This is a genomic window from Streptomyces scabichelini, assembly GCF_011045015.1.
GTDB classification, from domain to species: domain Bacteria; phylum Actinomycetota; class Actinomycetes; order Streptomycetales; family Streptomycetaceae; genus Streptomyces; species Streptomyces scabichelini.
On sequence record NZ_JAAKZY010000118.1, the window covers coordinates 16,030 to 31,779 of the forward strand.

The following is a 15,750-nucleotide window of genomic DNA, read 5'->3' on the forward strand; positions in this document are numbered from 1 at the left end:
TGGCCATGGACCCGGCCCCCTCTCGTCGCAGCCGTCGGAACAACGACAGCCGACGCTCAGAACAACCTGAGCTTGTCGTCCTCGATGCCGCGCAGCGCGTCGTAGTCGAGCACCGTGCAGCCGATGCCGCGGTCGGTCGCGAGGACGCGGGCCTGCGGCTTGATCTCCTGGGCCGCGAAGATGCCGCGTACCGGCGCCAGATGCGGGTCGCGGTTCAACAGCTCCAGATAGCGCGTGAGTTGCTCCACGCCGTCGATCTCGCCGCGCCGCTTGATCTCCACGGCGACGGTCTGCCCCTCGGCGTCCCGGCACAGGATGTCGACCGGGCCGATGGCCGTCATGTACTCGCGGCGGATCAGTGAGTAGCCCTCGCCGAGGGTCTCGATGCGGTCGGCGAGCAGCTCCTGAAGGTGTGCTTCCACGCCATCCTTGATCAGGCCCGGGTCCACGCCGAGTTCGTGCGAGGAGTCGTGAAGGACCTCCTCCATCGTGATGATGAGCTTCTCGCCGGCCTTGTTGATGACGGTCCAGACGCCCGCTGTGCCGTCATCGGCGCCTGCACCCTCCTTCAACGTGCAGGGCGGAGACATCCAGTTGAGGGGCTTGTAGGCCCGGTCGTCCGCATGGATCGAGACGCTGCCGTCCGCCTTCACCAGGATGAGACGGGGTGCCGAGGGGAGATGGGCGGTGAGCCGGCCGGCGTAGTCGACGGAGCAGCGGGCAATGACGAGACGCATGGTCGGCAACGCTACTCGACGGGCGGCCGTCTCCGCGATTCGCCCTTGGGCCACGCCTTACCGTGCGCATTGCCTACGGCACATGCTGTTAGAAAGTGGCCGGTTGTGCGCGCATTGGTGCCTTGCTGTGTTCCACATGTTCTGGTGCGATCAAGGACAGTTGCCTACCGTATAAACGGGAGGTCGTGGTGCGAGTACGCAGCGTGTCCGCTGTCGCGGTCTCCTTCCCTGTCCGTCAACCCCCTCTGTCGGGAGGGGGTGCGAGAGGAGAACCCATGTCGCTGGACGTCTCACCGGCCCTACTCGAACAGGCCGAGCGAGGCGAGGTCGACGAAGCGGAATTTGTCGACTGCGTCCGGACCTCCCTGCCCTACGCATGGGAGATGATCAGCTCCCTGGTGGCCCAACTGAAGGTGGACGGCGGCAAGTTCGCCGACAACCAGACGCCGCCGCCGGACGAGCAGGCACGTGGCCAGCTGCTGCGTGCGCTCGCGAGTGACGCGATACGCGGCGCGCTGCAGCGGCACTTCGGAGTGCGGCTGGCCTTCCAGAACTGCCACCGGGTGGCGGTGTTCCCGCTGGACGAGTCGGTGGACGACTCGCTGGCCCGCTTCACCTCGGTGCGCAGCCAACTGCTGAACCAGTCACCGGAGTTCCGGGACTGCTGACGCAGCGATGCCGCAGGCTTGCCGCCCTGTACGCGGGAGGTGCATTTGCACGGGGCGGCAAGCTTCCCGCGACGCGGGCGCGTTGAGCACCGGCTCCGCTTGTCCCAGCTCGACGCGGGCGTATTGAGCGCCGGCTCCGCTTGTCCCAGCACCAGCCCCGTCACGCAGCACCAGCCCCCGTCACAGGAGCCGTGGCAACACCTCGGCCCCCAGCCTCCGTACGTTCTCCTCTGTCGCCGCCAGGTCGCCCGAGCCCTCCACCAGGAGAGCGAAGCGGGTGATGCCCGTGCGTTCCGAGGTCGCCGCCAGGCGGTCGGCGCAGAGCTGCGGTGTGCCCACCGGGTGGAGGCCGCAGAGCAGTTCGGTGTACGCCAGCGGGTCCCGCATCGCACGGGCGCGGCCGTCCACCGTGATGTGGGCGTCGAGCCCCTGCTTCAGCCAGCCCGGCATCGCCTTGAGGAGCGTCTCGGCCGCGTCGGTGCGCCGGTCCGCGATCTGCGCGATGCCGGCCGAGACATGGGCCGCGCCCGCGATCTCCTCGGGCGAGCGCCCCGCGGCCCGGGCATGCGTACGCCACAGCGCGACCATCTCCGCCTTCTCCTCGTCCCCGACATGCATCCCGAGCAGCATCGACAGGCCGCGCTCGGCAGCCAGCCGTACGCTCGCCGGTGAGGTGCAGGCGACGACGACCTCGGGCCCCTCGACGCCCGTCAGGGACTCCGACGGCCTTGGTACGACGGGGACTTCACGGAACGCGAAGCGCTCGCCCGCGCTCGCGACGGAGGGTTCGCGCAGCCAGCGCACCAGCAGATCGAGTGATTCCGGGAACCCCTTCTCGTACGCCTCCAGGCCCGCCCCGAAGACCTCGAGATCGACCCATGGGCCACCGCGCCCCACCCCGAGCGTGAAGCGTCCGCCGGAGGTCACATGCAGCAGCGCCGCCTGCTCGCCGAGCGTCACGGGGTGCGCGGTGGGCAGCACGCTGACCGCTGTGCCGACCTGGATACGGCGGGTGCGGCCGAGCAGTAACGCGGCGAGTGTGACGGCCGACGGGCAGGTCCCGTACGGCACGAAGTGGTGCTCGGCCAGCCATACCGCGTCGAGCCCCGCCTCCTCGGCGACCTCCGCCGACCGCACCGCACGGTGCAGAGCCTCCCCCTGGCCCTGTCCCGGGAACTGGGCCGCCAGTACAAAACTTCCTATGCGCATCGCACTCCTGTCCTCCTTGGCGCCGACGCGGCTCCCCACCCCGCATAACCGTCCGACACGTGCCAACGACACGGTGTGGCGGGGAGATTGGCGGATTGTCTGCAGAATGTTCCGGTCACGCCGGAGCCTGTGGGGGTTGGTGAGGTACGTCTACCCGTGTCAGCGCCGCGTAGGCTGGACCCGGCCCGTGCTCCCTGTAAAGCCCGTGAGGTGTCCTGTGTCCCCGCGCCGCAATCGTCCCAGGGGCGCCTCCAGCGCGTCCCCGGACCAGAGCGACCGGTCCGAGCGCTACGGCGGCTGGCAGACCACGGAGAACTGGCAGGGCGAGGAGTGGAGCGTGCGCCATGTGGCGGGCGCGAGCGCCGAGGGCAAGACCTACCGATGCCCGGGCTGCGAACAGCTGATCCCCTCCGCGATCCCGCACGTGGTGGCCTGGCCCGAGCACTCGGGCGTGGACGACCGCCGCCACTGGCACAAGGCGTGCTGGAACGCGAGGGACCGCCGCACCACCCGGGTGCAGCGGTCCCGCAACGCGCCGCGTTTCTGAGGCCCTTGGGCCGCTTGCTCACACGTCGCGCTTGTCCAGCAGGAGGTATGCGCCGACGAACGTGACGGCCGTCACGCCCAGCATGATCCACAGCGGGTCCCAGCCGGACGGGCCCGAGGAGCTGAGTTCCGAGCCGTAGAACACGCTCAGCTGGCTCGGGATCGAGTACTCGAGCAGGAACTGCTGCACGTCCTTCAGGGACTCCGAGAACATGAACATCGCGATGACCAGCGGGGCGAGGAAGAGGCCGATCATGATGGTGATCGCGCCCGCCGAGTGCCGGATGAGCGAGCCGATGAGCAGCGAGAGCAGGCCGACCAGCGCGACGTAGAGGCTGACGCCGACCGTGACGCGGAGCCAGTCCTCACCGGTCGGGTCGCTCCCGCCCTGGCCCTCCAGGATGGCCACCTGCGTGAAGCCGACGACGGCCGTGGCCACCAGGGTGACCGTGAACGTGAGCGCGAAGAACACGATCGACTTCGCCACCAGCACCCGGCCGCGGCTCGGGCACGCGGTCATCGTCGTCCGGATCATCCCCGTGCCGTACTCGGAGGCGGTGGTCAGCACGCCGAGCGTGATGATGCACACGCTGCCGAGCATCGGCCCGAACAGACCCAGGGTCAGGGGCGACTCGCCCTCCAGGTTCATGTCCGTGGACGCGGCGATCAGGGCGAAGAGCAGGCCGAACCCGATCATGAGGAGCAGAAAGACGCCCAGCGTCCACATCGTCGAGCGGACCGACTTGATCTTCGTCCACTCGGAGGCCAGCGCGTTCCCGAGGTGGGTGCGCACGATCGGGATGGGCGAAGTGTACGAAGGGCCGGGCGCCGGCTGCCAGTTGGGCGGGGCCTGCTGCTGCATCTGCTGCATCTGCTGCATGGAGGGCTGTGGCGTACTCATCGGGCGTCCTCGGGCTTGGTCATGTCAGGAGCGGCGTGCTGCGCGGGGGCGGCCTGGGCGTACGGGTTGGGCTCGCCGGGCCCGCCGGGCGCGGCCGGTGCCCCGTACGGGCCCGCGGGCTGTCCCTGCGGCATCGCGAACGGCTGCCCGCCCTGCTGAGGCGGCGGCGGGGCGTACCAGCCCGGCTGGCCCTGTCCCGGCACCGGCATCTGCACGGGCGGCATGGCGCCCGGCGGCAGCTCCTGCTGGAAGCCGGCGCGCTGGTCGGTGGTCGAGCGGTAGTCGACGGCGCTCTGCGTCATCCGCATGTACGCCTCCTCCAGGGAGGCCTGGTGCGGCGACAGCTCCCACAGGCGTACGTCGGCCTCGTGCGCGAGGTCGCTGATGCGGGGCAGCGGCAGGCCCATGACGCGCAGCGCGCCGTCCTGCTCGGGCAGCACCTGGCCGCCCGCCTCGGTCAGCGCGGACGTCAGCTTCTCGCGCTGCTGCGGCTCGGTGTCGGGCGTCCGTACGCGCGCGAAGTCCGCGGAGTTGGCGGAGATGAACTCCTTGATGTTCATGTCGGCGAGCAGCTGACCCCGCCCGATCACGATGAGGTGGTCGGCGGTGACCGCCATCTCGCTCATCAGGTGCGACGACACGAAGACCGTACGGCCCTCCGCCGCGAGGGCCTTCATGAGGTTGCGCACCCACAGGATGCCCTCGGGGTCGAGGCCGTTGACCGGTTCGTCGAAGAGCAGCACCTGCGGGTCGCCGAGCAGCGCGGCCGCGATGCCGAGGCGCTGGCCCATGCCGAGGGAGAAGCCCTTGGAGCGCCTCTTCGCCACGTCCTGAAGGCCCACGACGCCGAGCACCTCGTCCACGCGGCGGGCCGGGATGCCCGACAGCTGCGCGAGACACAGCAGGTGGTTGCGGGCGTGCCGGCCACCGTGCACGGCCTTCGCGTCGAGCAGCGCGCCGACCTGACGGGGGGCGTTGGGCAGCCTCCGGTACGGGTAGCCGCCGATCGTCACCTGCCCCGAGGTGGGGTTGTCCAGGCCGAGGATCATCCGCATCGTCGTCGACTTGCCCGAGCCGTTGGGCCCGAGGAAGCCGGTGACGGCACCTGGCCTCACCTGGAAGGAAAGGTTGTACACGGCCGTCTTGGCGCCGTAGCGCTTCGTCAGGCCGACTGCCTCGATCATTCTCCGCACCCATCGAAAGGTTCAGGACGTCGGGGCGCACGCCCCCGTAAGGGTTAGGAGGATAACGGGGAGCTGACGGTTCCCATCAAGACTGAGCAAAACCCACGGCCCCGCGGGCGCCTTCCTGAGGGGCCGCAGGCCCCGATAGGGGCGCGGGGAACTGCGCGACCAGCCCCCACCGGCCCGCAGGTCTATCACAACCCGTCCAGCGGAGCGCTCACGCATCACGTTTCTTGATCACGGCGTACGCTCCCACGAGTGCCACGACGACCCACAGCACCATGATCCCCAGGCCACCCCAGGGCCCGTACGGAGTGTCGTCGTCGACCGGGGTGACCACCCGCATGATCGTGTTGCCGGCCTGGTCCGGCAGGAACTGGCCGATCTTCTCCGTCGCCGAGACGTTGGCCAGGATGCTGGAGATCAGGAAGAAGAGCGGCATCAGGATGCCGAGCGACAGCATCGGGCTGCGCAGCATCGTCGCGACGCCCATCGAGAACACGGCGATGAGCGTCATGTAGAGGCCGCCGCCGATGACCGCGCGCAGCACCCCCTCGTCGCCGATCGACGCGCTGTGCTCGTCGAGCATGGCCTGCCCGAGGAAGAAGGCGACGAAGCTGGTGGCGAGGCCGACGACGAAGGCGAGCGCGGCCGCCACGGCGATCTTGCTGAACAGGAAGGCGCCGCGCTGCGGGACGGCCGCGAGCGAGGTGCGGATCATGCCGGTGCTGTACTCGTTCGAGACGACCAGCACACCGAACACGATCATCGCCAGCTGGCCCAGGCTCATGCCGGCGAAGCTGATGAAGGTCGGGTCGAAGGAGAGCCGGTCCTGGGCGCTCATGGTGTCCCACTCGTCCCTGGACAGGGCCGAGATGAGCATGCCGAGCGCGACCGTGACGACCGCGGCGAGACTCAGCGTCCACACTGTGGACGCCACGGACCGGATCTTGGTCCACTCAGACTGGACGACCTGGGTCGCGGCCATGGCTCAGCCCTTCTTCCAGTCGCTGCCCCAGGCCCGGCCCGGCGGCGGCGCGGTGACGTGAGGTGTGCCGGCGTGTGCGTGGTACTCCACCGACTCGGCCGTCAGCCGCATGAACGCCTCCTCCAGGGAGGCCTGTTGAGGGCTCAGCTCATGCAGCACGATCTGGTGCTGCGCGGCCAGCTCCCCGATGTGCTCCGCTTTGCCGCCGTCCACTTCGAGCGTCCCGCCATCCGTCGGGACGGCGGTGATCCCCGCCTCGTACAGCACGTCGAGCAGCCGCTCCGGCTGCGGGGTGCGGATGCGTACGTACGAGCGTGAGTTCCGCTGGATGAAGTCGGCCATGGAGGTGTCGGCGAGCAGCCGGCCCTGGCCGATGACCACGAGGTGGTCGGCGGTCAGCGCCATCTCGCTCATCAGGTGGGACGAGACGAAGACCGTACGGCCCTGTGCGGCAAGGGATTTCATGAGGTTCCGGATCCAGTGGATGCCCTCGGGGTCGAGGCCGTTGACCGGCTCGTCGAACATCAGGATCCGCGGATCGCCGAGCAGCGCGCCCGCGATACCGAGGCGCTGCCCCATGCCGAGCGAGAACCCCTTCGCCTTCTTGCGGGCCACCGCCGTGAGACCCACCGTGTCGAGGACCTCCTGCACCCGGCTCTTCGGGATCCCGTTGCTCTGCGCGAGCCACAGCAGGTGGTTGAAGGCGCTGCGGCCGCCGTGCACGCCCTTCGCCTCCAGCAGGGCGCCGATGTACTTCAGCGGGTCCCTGAGGCTGTCGTAGTGCCGCCCGTCGATCCGCACGTCCCCGGCGGTCGGCCGGTCGAGCCCGAGCATCATCCGCATCGTCGTGGACTTCCCGGCCCCGTTCGGCCCCAGAAACCCGGTGACGACGCCGGGCCGCACGGTGAACGTCAGCCGGTTCACCGCCAGTTTCTCGCCGTACCGCTTGGTCAGCCCTTCGAGCTCGATCATGCGGCAACGCTAAGACGGGCGTTCGCGGGGTGCCACTTGAGCGGGCGCCGGTTTCCCGGGCCCTCGGCGGGCGGGCAGCAGGAGACCGACGCCGGCCGCGAGGAGCGCGCAGAGGGCCGTCCACAGGAAGGTGTGGTCGAAGGCCGAGGGGGTGCGCCTCCGCCGCGCTGGAGGAGTACGGCGAGGACAGCCGTTCCTAAGGAGCCCCCAGCTGCTGCACGATCCGGGTCGTGGTGCCGGCGTGCGGGACGTGTTCGGGGGCGAGGCCCTGGAAGGCGCCGACCAGCAGGGCCAGGTTGGCCGCGCTCATGCCGAAGCCGCGCACGACGAGGGCGAGGGCGAGAAGCAGGTCGCTGTGGGTGCCCGTAGCGAACGGGAGAGTGCCGAGGGTGGTCAGCAGCAGGCCGCTCACCACGAGCCAAGGTCAGCGCCGAGGGCACGACGAAGGCCCGCACCCCCTGTGCAGAGAATCTGTGCAGGGGGTGCGGGCCTCGGCCGTACTTCTTCGGCCGTACTACTTCTTCAGCCGTACTGCTTCACACACTTACCGCGACTGCTGAGCCGGGACGCCCCGGGAGATCGGCTCGTCCTGCTCCGGCGTACCCGCGGCTGCGACCGCCGCGCCCGTGAGCGTCGCGAGCATCTCGCGGACGTTCGTCAGCTGAGCGTTGATCGAGTCGCGGCGGTTCGTGAGAGCCGCCAGCTCGCGCTCGGATTCCGAACGGATCCGGTCCGCCTTGGCGTTCGCGTCGGCCACGATGTCCTCGGCCTGGCGCTGGGCCGTCTCGACCGTCTGGCGAGCACGGCGCTCGGCGTCCGTACGCAGCTTCTCCGCCTCCAGGCGCAGCTGCTCCGCGCGGTGCTCGATCTCCGCGAGACGCTTCTCCGCCTTGGCCTGACGCGACGCCAGGTCGCGCTCGGACTGCTCGCGGCGCTTGGCGAGGTTCGTCTCGAAGTCGGCGGCGGCCTGCGCGGCCTTGGCGCGGGTCTCCTCGAAGAGGGCGTCCGCCTCCTCACGCTTGGACGCCGCGTCCTTCTGAGCCTCGGCACGCAGGGAGGATGCGTCGCTCTTGGCCTTCTCGACGATCCGGACGCCCTCGTCCTCTGCCTTGGCCTTGCGGTCGGCAGCGAACGACTCCGCGTCGTTGCGCACCTGCTGGGCGGCGGATTCGGCGAGCTCGCGGTGCTGCTCGGCCGCGCGACGGGCCTCCTCGCGCAGATCCTTCGCCTCCTCCTCGGCGAGGCGGAGGATCTTCTCGACGCGCGCGCCGAGACCCGCGTACGACGGCTCGGCGTCGTTCACCTGGGCCTGGGCGTTCTGCGTCTCGAGGTGGAGTTCCTCGATGCGCTTTTCCAGGGCGGTGATACGGGCCAGAGCGCTGTCACGGTCGGAGACGAGCTTCGAGATGCGTTCGTCCACCTGAGCGCGGTCGTACCCACGCCGCACAAGCTCGAAGCCGTAGGGGGAAGTGTCGCTCATGGGGTTCCTGTCGAATGAGACCGGTGAGGTGATAGGGGAATCCTAGGGGTCAAGACGGCGCGTCATCGAGCAGAAGCCAGACTTGGTATGGAGAATGACGCCCTTTTTGATGGCTAACGGTCCGGAGCGCATCCAGGACACGGTGTCACAGGCCCCGAGCGAGTACGAAACCGGCCCTTTTGGCTAGCTTTCCGAGGACTTGCCACCCGAACGTGTCGCACCGGCCGCCGCGCCCGCCTTGACGCCCGCGTCCTTGCCGCTCGCCGGGGCCTCGAAAGACTCCAACGCCTCGAGGACGTCCTGGACACGGGAGATCTCCGCGTTGATGTCCTCGCGGCGGCGGACCAGCACATCCAGCTCGCGCTTGCCCTCCTCGACCATGCGCTTCGCCTCGCGCTCGGCGTCCGAGCGGATCTGCTCGGCCTCGGCGATGAGCGCGGACTTCTTCTGCTCGGCCTCCTTGAGGAGCCCCTCGGCCTTCCGCACGGCGGCGATACGCACCTTGCCCGCCTCGGAGTTGGCCTCCGAGACCAGGTCCTTGGCCTTCGCCTCCGCCTCCTTCAGCTGGTCCTCCGCGGCCTTCACCAGCGAGTCGCACCGCTCGCCCGCCGACCGCATCGCCTCGGCGGACTCGCGGCGGGCCCGCTCGTGCAGCTCCTCGATCTCGCCGGTGATCCGGTCGCGCAGCTCCTCCGCGCGCTCTCTGATCGCCGTGGCGTCCCGGCGGGCGCCGACCAGCAGCTCGTCCGCGTCCGTACGGGCCCGCTCCACATACGAGTTGCCCTCGATGGTCGCCTCGGAGACCAGCCGCTCGGCTTCGTTGCGGGCCGCCCCCACCATCGTGTCGGCCTGCGACTCGGCGTCCGCCGTCGTCTTGCGCGCGGACCGCTCGGCCTCCGAGGTCAGCTTCTCCGCCTCGGCCGTCGACTCCCTGATGAGCTTGTCGACCTGCTCGGCCGCCTCGGAACGCCGCTTGTTGGCCTCCTTGCGGGCCGCGTCCAGCGTGCGGTCGGCCTCCTCGCGCGCGGCCGACGTGACCCGCTCGGCCTCCGCCTCCGCCTCGGCCCTGACCCGCTGTGCCTCGCTGCGGACCCGCTCGGCGTGCTGCTGAGCGGAGCCGACCGTCTCGGCGGCCTCGGCGCGCAGCCGCTCGGCGTCGCCCGTCGCGTCCGAGATCAGCTTCTCGGCCTTCGCCACGGACTCGGCGCGGACCCGCTCCGCCTCCGTGTTCGTCTCCGAAGTGAGCCGCTCCGCTTCGGAAGTAGCCTCGGTGATCAGCGTGTCGGCCTGCGTCGCCGCGTCCGAACGGACACGGTTCGCGTCCTCCCGGGCCTCCGAGCGGATCCGGTCGGACTCGGAGATCGCCTCCGAAACCGTGCGCTCGGCAAGGGACTTGGCGGCCTCCGTCTCCTCCCGCGCCTCACGGCGCAGGCGGTTGCCGTCCTCGGTGGCCCGCTCGCGCTCCGCGTAGGCGTCGGCGCGGACGCGGTCGGCCTCCTCCTGAGCCTCTGTGCGCGTACGCTCCGCGGCGTGCTCGGCGGCGCTTCGGAGGCCCGCGATCTCGTCCTGCGCCTGCTCGTGCAGCCCGGCCACGGAGTCCCGTACCTGCTGCGCGGTCTGCTCGGCGGCCGACACCATCTCGTTGGCCTGCCGGTCGGCCTCCTCGACCAGCCGGCGGGCCTCGGCCTGCGCCTCCTCGACGCGGTTGCGCGCCGAGGCCAGCAGCTCCTCGCTCTGCTCGCGCGCCCGCTCCCGCTCCTGGTCGGCCTCCTGGCGTGCCGCGCCGAGGAACTGGTCGGCCTCGCGGCGGCGCCGGGCGGCCTCCTCCTGGGCGGCGGCCAGTGTCTCGGCACCCTCGGCCGCCAGCCGCTCGGCGGCGGCCTGCGCCTCCGCCCTGACCCGGTCGGCCGAGTCCTGGGCCTCGGACTTCATCCGCTCGGCTTCGGCCGACGCCTCCGAACGCAGCCGTACGGCGATGGCCTCGCCCTCGGCCCGCGACGCGGAGGCATCGGAGGCGGCCTCCGTGCGCAGCCGCTCGGTCTCCGCCTCGGCCTGCGCCTGGAGCGTACGGATCCGCTCGGCGGACTCCGCGCGCAGCCGGTCCGACTCCTCGACGGCCTCGCGGCGGATCCGCTCGGCCTCCGCGCGCGCGTCGGTCAGGGCCTCCTCGGCGGCGGCGAGACGCGCCTCGGCCTCCGTGTGCAGCCGGGTCAGCTCCTCGGCGGCCTCCGCCTGCCGGGCGGTGATGGCGCGCTCGGTCTCCTCGCGCAGCTCCAGTGCGGCCCGCTCGGCCTCTTCCTTGACGGCCTCGGACTGCTCGACGGCCTCCGCGCGGTGCCGCTCGGCCTCGTCACGGGTGCGCTGCAGCGTGTCCTCGGCCTGGCGGCGCAGCGTCGTGGCGCGCTCGATTGCCTCGGTGCGGAGCCGCTGGCTCTCCGTCGTCGCGTTCGAGCGCAGCTCGTCCGCGTCGGTCCTCGCCTTGGCGAGCAGCTCCTCGGCGGTCTTGGCCGCCTCCTCGATCTGCTGGACGGCCTCACGCCGCGCCTCGGAGCGGATCCGCTCGCCCTCGCCGACCGCGTCGGCACGCAGCTGCTCGGCCTCGCCGCGCAGCCGGCGCGCCTCCTCCTGGAGCTCGACCGTCTTGGCGCGGTACTCCTTGGTGTCGTCCTTCGCCGCGCCCTTGAGCTCCTCGGCGATGTCGTGCGCCTCGGCCCGCAGCCGGTCGGCCTCGGTCTCCGCCTCGCGCCGGATCCGCTCGGCCTCCTCGGCTGCCGCCTTGGTGGTCTGCTTGGCGTCCTCCGACGCCTTGTTCAGGACGTCCTCGGCCGTACGCGCGGCCGTGGACAGCTGGGACGCGGTCTCCTCCGCGGTGGCGCTACGGGCCTTCTCGGCGGCCTCCGCGAGGATCTTCTCGGCCTCCAGGCGGGCGTCCGTGACGACCTGCTCGGCGTCCGCCTTGGTGGTCTCGGCCTCCTTGGTGGCCTCGCCGACCAGCCGGGCGACCTGCTCCTTGGCCGTACGCGTGCGCTGCTCGTTCGCGGACTCGGCGCTCGCCAGGGCCTTGGCCGCGGCCTCCTTCGCCTCCGTGAGGACCTTGTCGGCCTCGGCCTGCGCCTCGCGCAGCTTCGACTCGGCCTCCGCCATGCGCTGCTCGGCGGCCCGGCTCAGCTCGGTGGCCTGACGGCGGGCCGACTCCGACTCGGTCGTCGTGGAGCTGCGCAGCTGCTCGGCGTGGTCGGTGGCTTCCTGCGCCTGGTTGGACGCGGCGTTCAGCAGGCGCTCGGCGTCCGTACGGGCCCGGCGCAGCAGCGCCTCGGCCTCCGCGCGGGCGGCCTCGGCATCGGTCTCAAGGCGCTGCCGGGCCTCGGCGGCGATCCGCTCGGCCTCGGCGCGGGCGGTGGCAAGCGCCTGCTCGGCCTCGGTGCGCGACTCGTCCAGGAGCCGGCGGGCCTGCTGCTCGCTGCGGGCGCGCAGCTGCTCGGCCCACGCCACGTTCTCGTTGACGTGCGACTCGACGGTCTGGCGGCGCTCGGACAGTTCCTGGTCGAGCTGCTGGCGGCGGGTGACCGCCTCCTGGTGCAGCTCGGCCTGGAGCCGGGCGGCCTGCTCGGCGTGCTCCTGGAGGATCCGCTGCGTCTGCGCGCGGGCCTGGCTCAGCTCCCGCTCCGCGTCCAGGCGCAGCTGGTCGGCCTGGATCTGGGCGTTACGGAGCATCTGCTCGGCCTGGTAGCCGATGTCGGCGCTGTCGTAGGCAGGGCGGGACGCGAGGTTGCGCCGCGCCTCGTGCAGCTTGGCGCGCAGCACCTCGACCTGATAGCCGAGGTCCTCGGCGTGCTGGACGGCCTTCTCCCGCTCGGTCTTCAGCCGTTCCATCTCGGCCTCGAACCGAGAGAGGTGGTCGACGTCAGCCGCCGGCTCTCGCTCCTGGCGTTCGTAGCCCCGCACTGCGCGGTCCCATCCGTCCCCTGGTCGCAAGTCTCTCCAAACGAGCTCCGTCCATCCGCCGAACGGGGCCCCCGGGGAATGGTGTCAGATCAACGACGGAGCATGGGCTGCTGCCCCGACGCTCGTCCCCCGAAACCCGGACCCCGGCCCGCGGCCGCCCTGCCGGAGCGACGACCGCCCCCAACCCTACCGGGCCCGATCCACCGGGGGGCTTGGCCAACCGGCTTTTCCGGCTGGGGATCCGGGGTCCGCGGCACAGCGGCCGACGGAACAGTCCCCAGACCATGGAGTACGGACATCAGTGCCCGGTCGACTCAACGGCCCCCTCACCAGTCGGCCCGGCGGCCGCCGAAGTGACCAGTTCCGTCAGAACTCCGTGGCAGTCCTTGGGATGCAGGAACGTGATGCGCGACCCCATGGAGCCCCTGCGCGGCTCCTCATACAGCACTCGTACGCCCTTGTCCTTGATGCCGGCCGCCTCCGCGTCGACGTCCGCGGTGCCGAAGGCGATGTGATGCACGCCCTCGCCGTTCTTGGCCAGCCATTTCGCGACGGTGGAGTCGTCACGGGTCGGTTCCAGGAGCTGGAGGTAGGAGGCGCCGCCGTCGGACGTCTCGTTGATCTTGAGCATGGCCTCGCGTACGCCCTGCTCTTCGTTGACCTCGGAGTGGAAGACCTCGAAGCCGTACGTGGCACGGTAGAACTCGACGGTCTTGTCCAGGTCGAAGCAGGCGATCCCGATGTGGTCGATTCGCGTCAGCATGTTGTTAGTGCAGCGCGCCGCAGGCGGTTACGCAACGTGCGCGCGATCACACGCCCGGCCGGATGACGGGTGGCCTACCGCTCAGTACATTTTAGTAAACCCTCGTTCACTCCTCAGCTGTGCAAGCTGGAAGGGGATCGCTCCTCATGTCTGGAACGAACAGCACCACCTCCGTGATCGTCGCGGGTGCCCGCACCCCGATGGGACGGCTGCTCGGCTCCCTGAAGTCCTTCTCGGGAGCCGACCTCGGTGGATTCGCGATCAAGGCCGCCCTCGACCGTGCGGGGATCAGTGGCGACCAGGTGCAGTACGTGATCATGGGCCAGGTGCTCCAGGCCGGGGCAGGACAGATCCCGGCACGCCAGGCCGCGGTCAAGGCCGGCATCCCGATGAGCGTTCCGGCGCTCACCGTCAACAAGGTCTGTCTCTCGGGCCTGGACGCCATCGCGCTGGCCGACCAGCTCATCCGCGCCGGCGAGTTCGATGTGATCGTGGCCGGCGGCCAGGAGTCCATGACGAACGCGCCGCATCTGCTGCCGAAGTCCCGCGAGGGCTTCAAGTACGGCGCGATCGAGATGCTCGACGCGATGGCGTACGACGGTCTCACCGACGCCTTCGAGAACATCGCCATGGGCGAGTCGACCGAAAAGCACAACACACGGCTGGGCATCGCCCGTCCGGAACAGGACGAGATCGCCGCCCTCTCGCACCAGCGTGCGGCCGCCGCTCAGAAGAACGGCGTCTTCGAGGCCGAGATCACACCCGTGGAGATCCCGCAGCGCAAGGGCGAGCCCGTCGTCTTCAGCAAGGACGAGGGCATCCGCGGCGAGACGACCGCCGAGTCCCTTGGCAAGCTGCGGCCCGCGTTCACCAAGGACGGGACGATCACGGCCGGTTCGGCCTCGCAGATCTCCGACGGTGCGGCCGCCGTCGTCGTCATGAGCAAGGCCAAGGCGCAGGAGCTGGGTCTCGAGTGGATCGCCGAGATCGGGGCGCACGGGAACGTGGCCGGTCCTGACAACTCCCTCCAGTCCCAGCCGTCCAACGCCATCCAGCACGCCCTGAAGAAGGCGGGACTCGATGTCTCGGACCTGGATCTCATCGAGATCAACGAAGCCTTCGCGGCGGTCGCGGTCCAGTCAATGAAGGACCTCGGAGTGTCCGCCGAAAAGGTGAATGTCAACGGCGGAGCGATCGCCCTGGGCCACCCGATCGGGATGTCCGGCGCGCGCCTCGTACTCCACCTCGCCCTGGAGCTGAAGCGGCGGGGCGGCGGCGTGGGCGCGGCGGCGCTGTGCGGGGGCGGCGGGCAGGGTGACGCGCTCATCGTGCGGGTACCCAAGGCCTGAACCGTCTTTTCGCCGCGAACAAAATGACACAGAACGGAGCTGTGATGCAGGACGTCTCCACGCTGGTGGCCCAGGCCAGGGAAGGCCGGCCGCGGGCCGTGGCCCGGCTGATCTCCCTGGTCGAGGGGGCGTCCCCGCAGCTCCGTGAGGTCATGGCGGCTCTGGCACCGCTCGCCGGGAACGCGTACGTCGTGGGGATCACGGGATCGCCGGGCGTGGGCAAGTCCACGTCCACGTCCGCGCTCGTGACCGCGTACCGGCGGCAGGGCAAGCGGGTCGGCGTCCTCGCCGTCGACCCGTCCTCGCCGTTCTCCGGCGGCGCGCTGCTCGGCGACCGCGTACGGATGTCGGAGCACGCCTCCGACTCCGGCGTCTACATCCGCTCCATGGCCACCCGCGGTCACCTCGGCGGGCTCGCCTGGGCGGCCCCCCAGGCGATCCGTGTGCTGGACGCGGCGGGCTGCGACGTGGTCCTGGTCGAGACGGTGGGTGTGGGCCAGTCGGAGGTCGAGATAGCGTCCGAGGCCGATACGTCGGTGGTGCTCCTGGCCCCCGGCATGGGCGACGGCATCCAGGCCGCCAAGGCCGGAATCCTGGAGATCGGCGACGTGTACGTCGTCAACAAGGCCGACCGGGACGGCGCCGACGCCACCGCCCGCGAGCTGAACCACATGCTGGGCCTCGGCGAGTCCCGCGCCCCCGGCGACTGGCGGCCCCCGATCGTCAAGACGGTGGCCGCCCGCGGCGAGGGCATCGACGAGGTGGTCGAGGCCCTGGAGAAGCACCGTGCCTGGATGGAGGAGCGCGGCGTCCTCGCCGAACGCCGCCTCGCCCGCGCCGCCCATGAGGTCGAGACGATCGCGGTCACGGCGCTGCGGGAGCGGATCGACGACCTCCACGGCGACCGCCGCCTGAGCTCGCTCGCGGAGCGGATCGTGGCGGGGGAGCTGGACCCGTACCGGGCGGCGGACGAGCTGGTGGCGGGGATCACGGAGGGCTGACGGGGGG

At 70.6% G+C, this 15,750-nt stretch carries 14 protein-coding genes; 4 read left to right on the plus strand and 10 right to left on the minus strand.

Annotated features, from left to right (window positions below; all coding sequences use genetic code 11):
* Positions 1-56: 56 nt before the first annotated feature.
* Positions 57-737: an endonuclease NucS gene (gene nucS, locus G5C60_RS30705; RefSeq protein ID WP_165264259.1), complete on the minus strand. Its 681-nt coding sequence runs from the start codon at positions 735-737 to the stop codon at positions 57-59.
* Positions 738-1,012: 275 nt separating this feature from the next.
* On the opposite strand from nucS, the gene G5C60_RS30710 reads away from it, so the two are divergent.
* The gene (locus tag G5C60_RS30710; protein WP_165264260.1) at positions 1,013-1,405 is read left to right on the plus strand and encodes an SCO5389 family protein; all 393 of its coding nucleotides are present in this window, start codon (positions 1,013-1,015) and stop codon (positions 1,403-1,405) included.
* A gap of 180 nt (positions 1,406-1,585) precedes the next feature.
* Here G5C60_RS30710 and G5C60_RS30715 read toward each other — a convergent pair whose 3' ends face one another.
* Positions 1,586-2,614: an LLM class flavin-dependent oxidoreductase gene (locus G5C60_RS30715; protein ID WP_165264261.1), complete on the minus strand. Its 1,029-nt coding sequence runs from the start codon at positions 2,612-2,614 to the stop codon at positions 1,586-1,588.
* Positions 2,615-2,831: 217 nt separating this feature from the next.
* Here G5C60_RS30715 and G5C60_RS30720 point away from each other — a divergent pair, with 217 nt between their 5' ends.
* On the plus strand, positions 2,832-3,161 hold the full coding sequence (locus tag G5C60_RS30720) for an ATP/GTP-binding protein (protein ID WP_165264262.1): 330 nt from the start codon (positions 2,832-2,834) through the stop codon (positions 3,159-3,161).
* Positions 3,162-3,179: 18 nt separating this feature from the next.
* Here the strand turns inward: G5C60_RS30720 and G5C60_RS30725 are convergent, their stop codons facing one another.
* The 8 genes from G5C60_RS30725 to mce all read right to left on the minus strand — a co-directional run bounded on the left by G5C60_RS30725 (position 3,180) and on the right by mce (position 13,393).
* Positions 3,180-4,061: an ABC transporter permease subunit gene (locus tag G5C60_RS30725; protein ID WP_165264263.1), complete on the minus strand. Its 882-nt coding sequence runs from the start codon at positions 4,059-4,061 to the stop codon at positions 3,180-3,182.
* Entirely contained in the window at positions 4,058-5,245 is a 1,188-nt protein-coding gene (locus tag G5C60_RS30730) for an ABC transporter ATP-binding protein (protein ID WP_165264264.1), read from the minus strand. Before G5C60_RS30730 ends, G5C60_RS30725 begins: the two co-directional genes overlap by 4 nt.
* Positions 5,246-5,462: 217 nt before the next feature.
* A complete protein-coding gene (locus G5C60_RS30735; RefSeq protein ID WP_165264265.1) occupies positions 5,463-6,233 on the minus strand; it encodes an ABC transporter permease in 771 nt (256 codons plus the stop codon).
* 3 nt (positions 6,234-6,236) lie between these two features.
* Positions 6,237-7,205, minus strand: a complete 969-nt coding sequence (locus G5C60_RS30740) for an ABC transporter ATP-binding protein (RefSeq protein WP_165264266.1) — start codon at positions 7,203-7,205, stop codon at positions 6,237-6,239.
* Positions 7,206-7,401: 196 nt separating this feature from the next.
* On the minus strand, positions 7,402-7,620 hold the full coding sequence (locus G5C60_RS30745) for a multidrug efflux MFS transporter (RefSeq protein WP_165264267.1): 219 nt from the start codon (positions 7,618-7,620) through the stop codon (positions 7,402-7,404).
* Positions 7,621-7,749: 129 nt separating this feature from the next.
* Positions 7,750-8,685, minus strand: coding sequence for a coiled-coil domain-containing protein (locus G5C60_RS30750; protein WP_165264268.1), 936 nt, complete (start codon positions 8,683-8,685; stop codon positions 7,750-7,752).
* 183 nt (positions 8,686-8,868) lie between these two features.
* Entirely contained in the window at positions 8,869-12,630 is a 3,762-nt protein-coding gene (scy, locus tag G5C60_RS30755) for a polarized growth protein Scy (protein WP_165264269.1), read from the minus strand.
* A 298-nt stretch (positions 12,631-12,928) separates the two neighbouring features.
* The gene (mce, locus tag G5C60_RS30760) at positions 12,929-13,393 is read right to left on the minus strand and encodes a methylmalonyl-CoA epimerase (RefSeq protein WP_165264270.1); all 465 of its coding nucleotides are present in this window, start codon (positions 13,391-13,393) and stop codon (positions 12,929-12,931) included.
* Between the two features lie 146 nt (positions 13,394-13,539).
* On the opposite strand from mce, the gene G5C60_RS30765 reads away from it, so the two are divergent.
* Both G5C60_RS30765 and meaB read left to right on the plus strand, forming a co-directional pair.
* Entirely contained in the window at positions 13,540-14,742 is a 1,203-nt protein-coding gene (locus tag G5C60_RS30765) for an acetyl-CoA C-acetyltransferase (protein ID WP_165264271.1), read from the plus strand.
* 44 nt (positions 14,743-14,786) lie between these two features.
* On the plus strand, positions 14,787-15,743 hold the full coding sequence (gene meaB / locus G5C60_RS30770; protein WP_165264272.1) for a methylmalonyl Co-A mutase-associated GTPase MeaB: 957 nt from the start codon (positions 14,787-14,789) through the stop codon (positions 15,741-15,743).
* The last annotated feature ends 7 nt before the right edge of the window (positions 15,744-15,750 follow it).

What these genes read in the sequence shown, in the direction of transcription:
- nucS (WP_165264259.1), bottom strand. Translation starts at nt 737, where the DNA reads ATGCGTCTCGTCATTGCCCGCTGCTCCGTCGACTACGCCGGCCGGCTC.
- G5C60_RS30710 (WP_165264260.1), top strand. Translation starts at nt 1,013, where the DNA reads ATGTCGCTGGACGTCTCACCGGCCCTACTCGAACAGGCCGAGCGAGGC.
- G5C60_RS30715 (WP_165264261.1), bottom strand. Translation starts at nt 2,614, where the DNA reads ATGCGCATAGGAAGTTTTGTACTGGCGGCCCAGTTCCCGGGACAGGGC.
- G5C60_RS30725 (WP_165264263.1), bottom strand. Translation starts at nt 4,061, where the DNA reads ATGAGTACGCCACAGCCCTCCATGCAGCAGATGCAGCAGATGCAGCAG.
- G5C60_RS30730 (WP_165264264.1), bottom strand. Translation starts at nt 5,245, where the DNA reads ATGATCGAGGCAGTCGGCCTGACGAAGCGCTACGGCGCCAAGACGGCC.
- G5C60_RS30735 (WP_165264265.1), bottom strand. Translation starts at nt 6,233, where the DNA reads ATGGCCGCGACCCAGGTCGTCCAGTCTGAGTGGACCAAGATCCGGTCC.
- G5C60_RS30740 (WP_165264266.1), bottom strand. Translation starts at nt 7,205, where the DNA reads ATGATCGAGCTCGAAGGGCTGACCAAGCGGTACGGCGAGAAACTGGCG.
- G5C60_RS30750 (WP_165264268.1), bottom strand. Translation starts at nt 8,685, where the DNA reads ATGAGCGACACTTCCCCCTACGGCTTCGAGCTTGTGCGGCGTGGGTAC.
- mce (WP_165264270.1), bottom strand. Translation starts at nt 13,393, where the DNA reads ATGCTGACGCGAATCGACCACATCGGGATCGCCTGCTTCGACCTGGAC.
- G5C60_RS30765 (WP_165264271.1), top strand. Translation starts at nt 13,540, where the DNA reads ATGTCTGGAACGAACAGCACCACCTCCGTGATCGTCGCGGGTGCCCGC.
- meaB (WP_165264272.1), top strand. Translation starts at nt 14,787, where the DNA reads ATGCAGGACGTCTCCACGCTGGTGGCCCAGGCCAGGGAAGGCCGGCCG.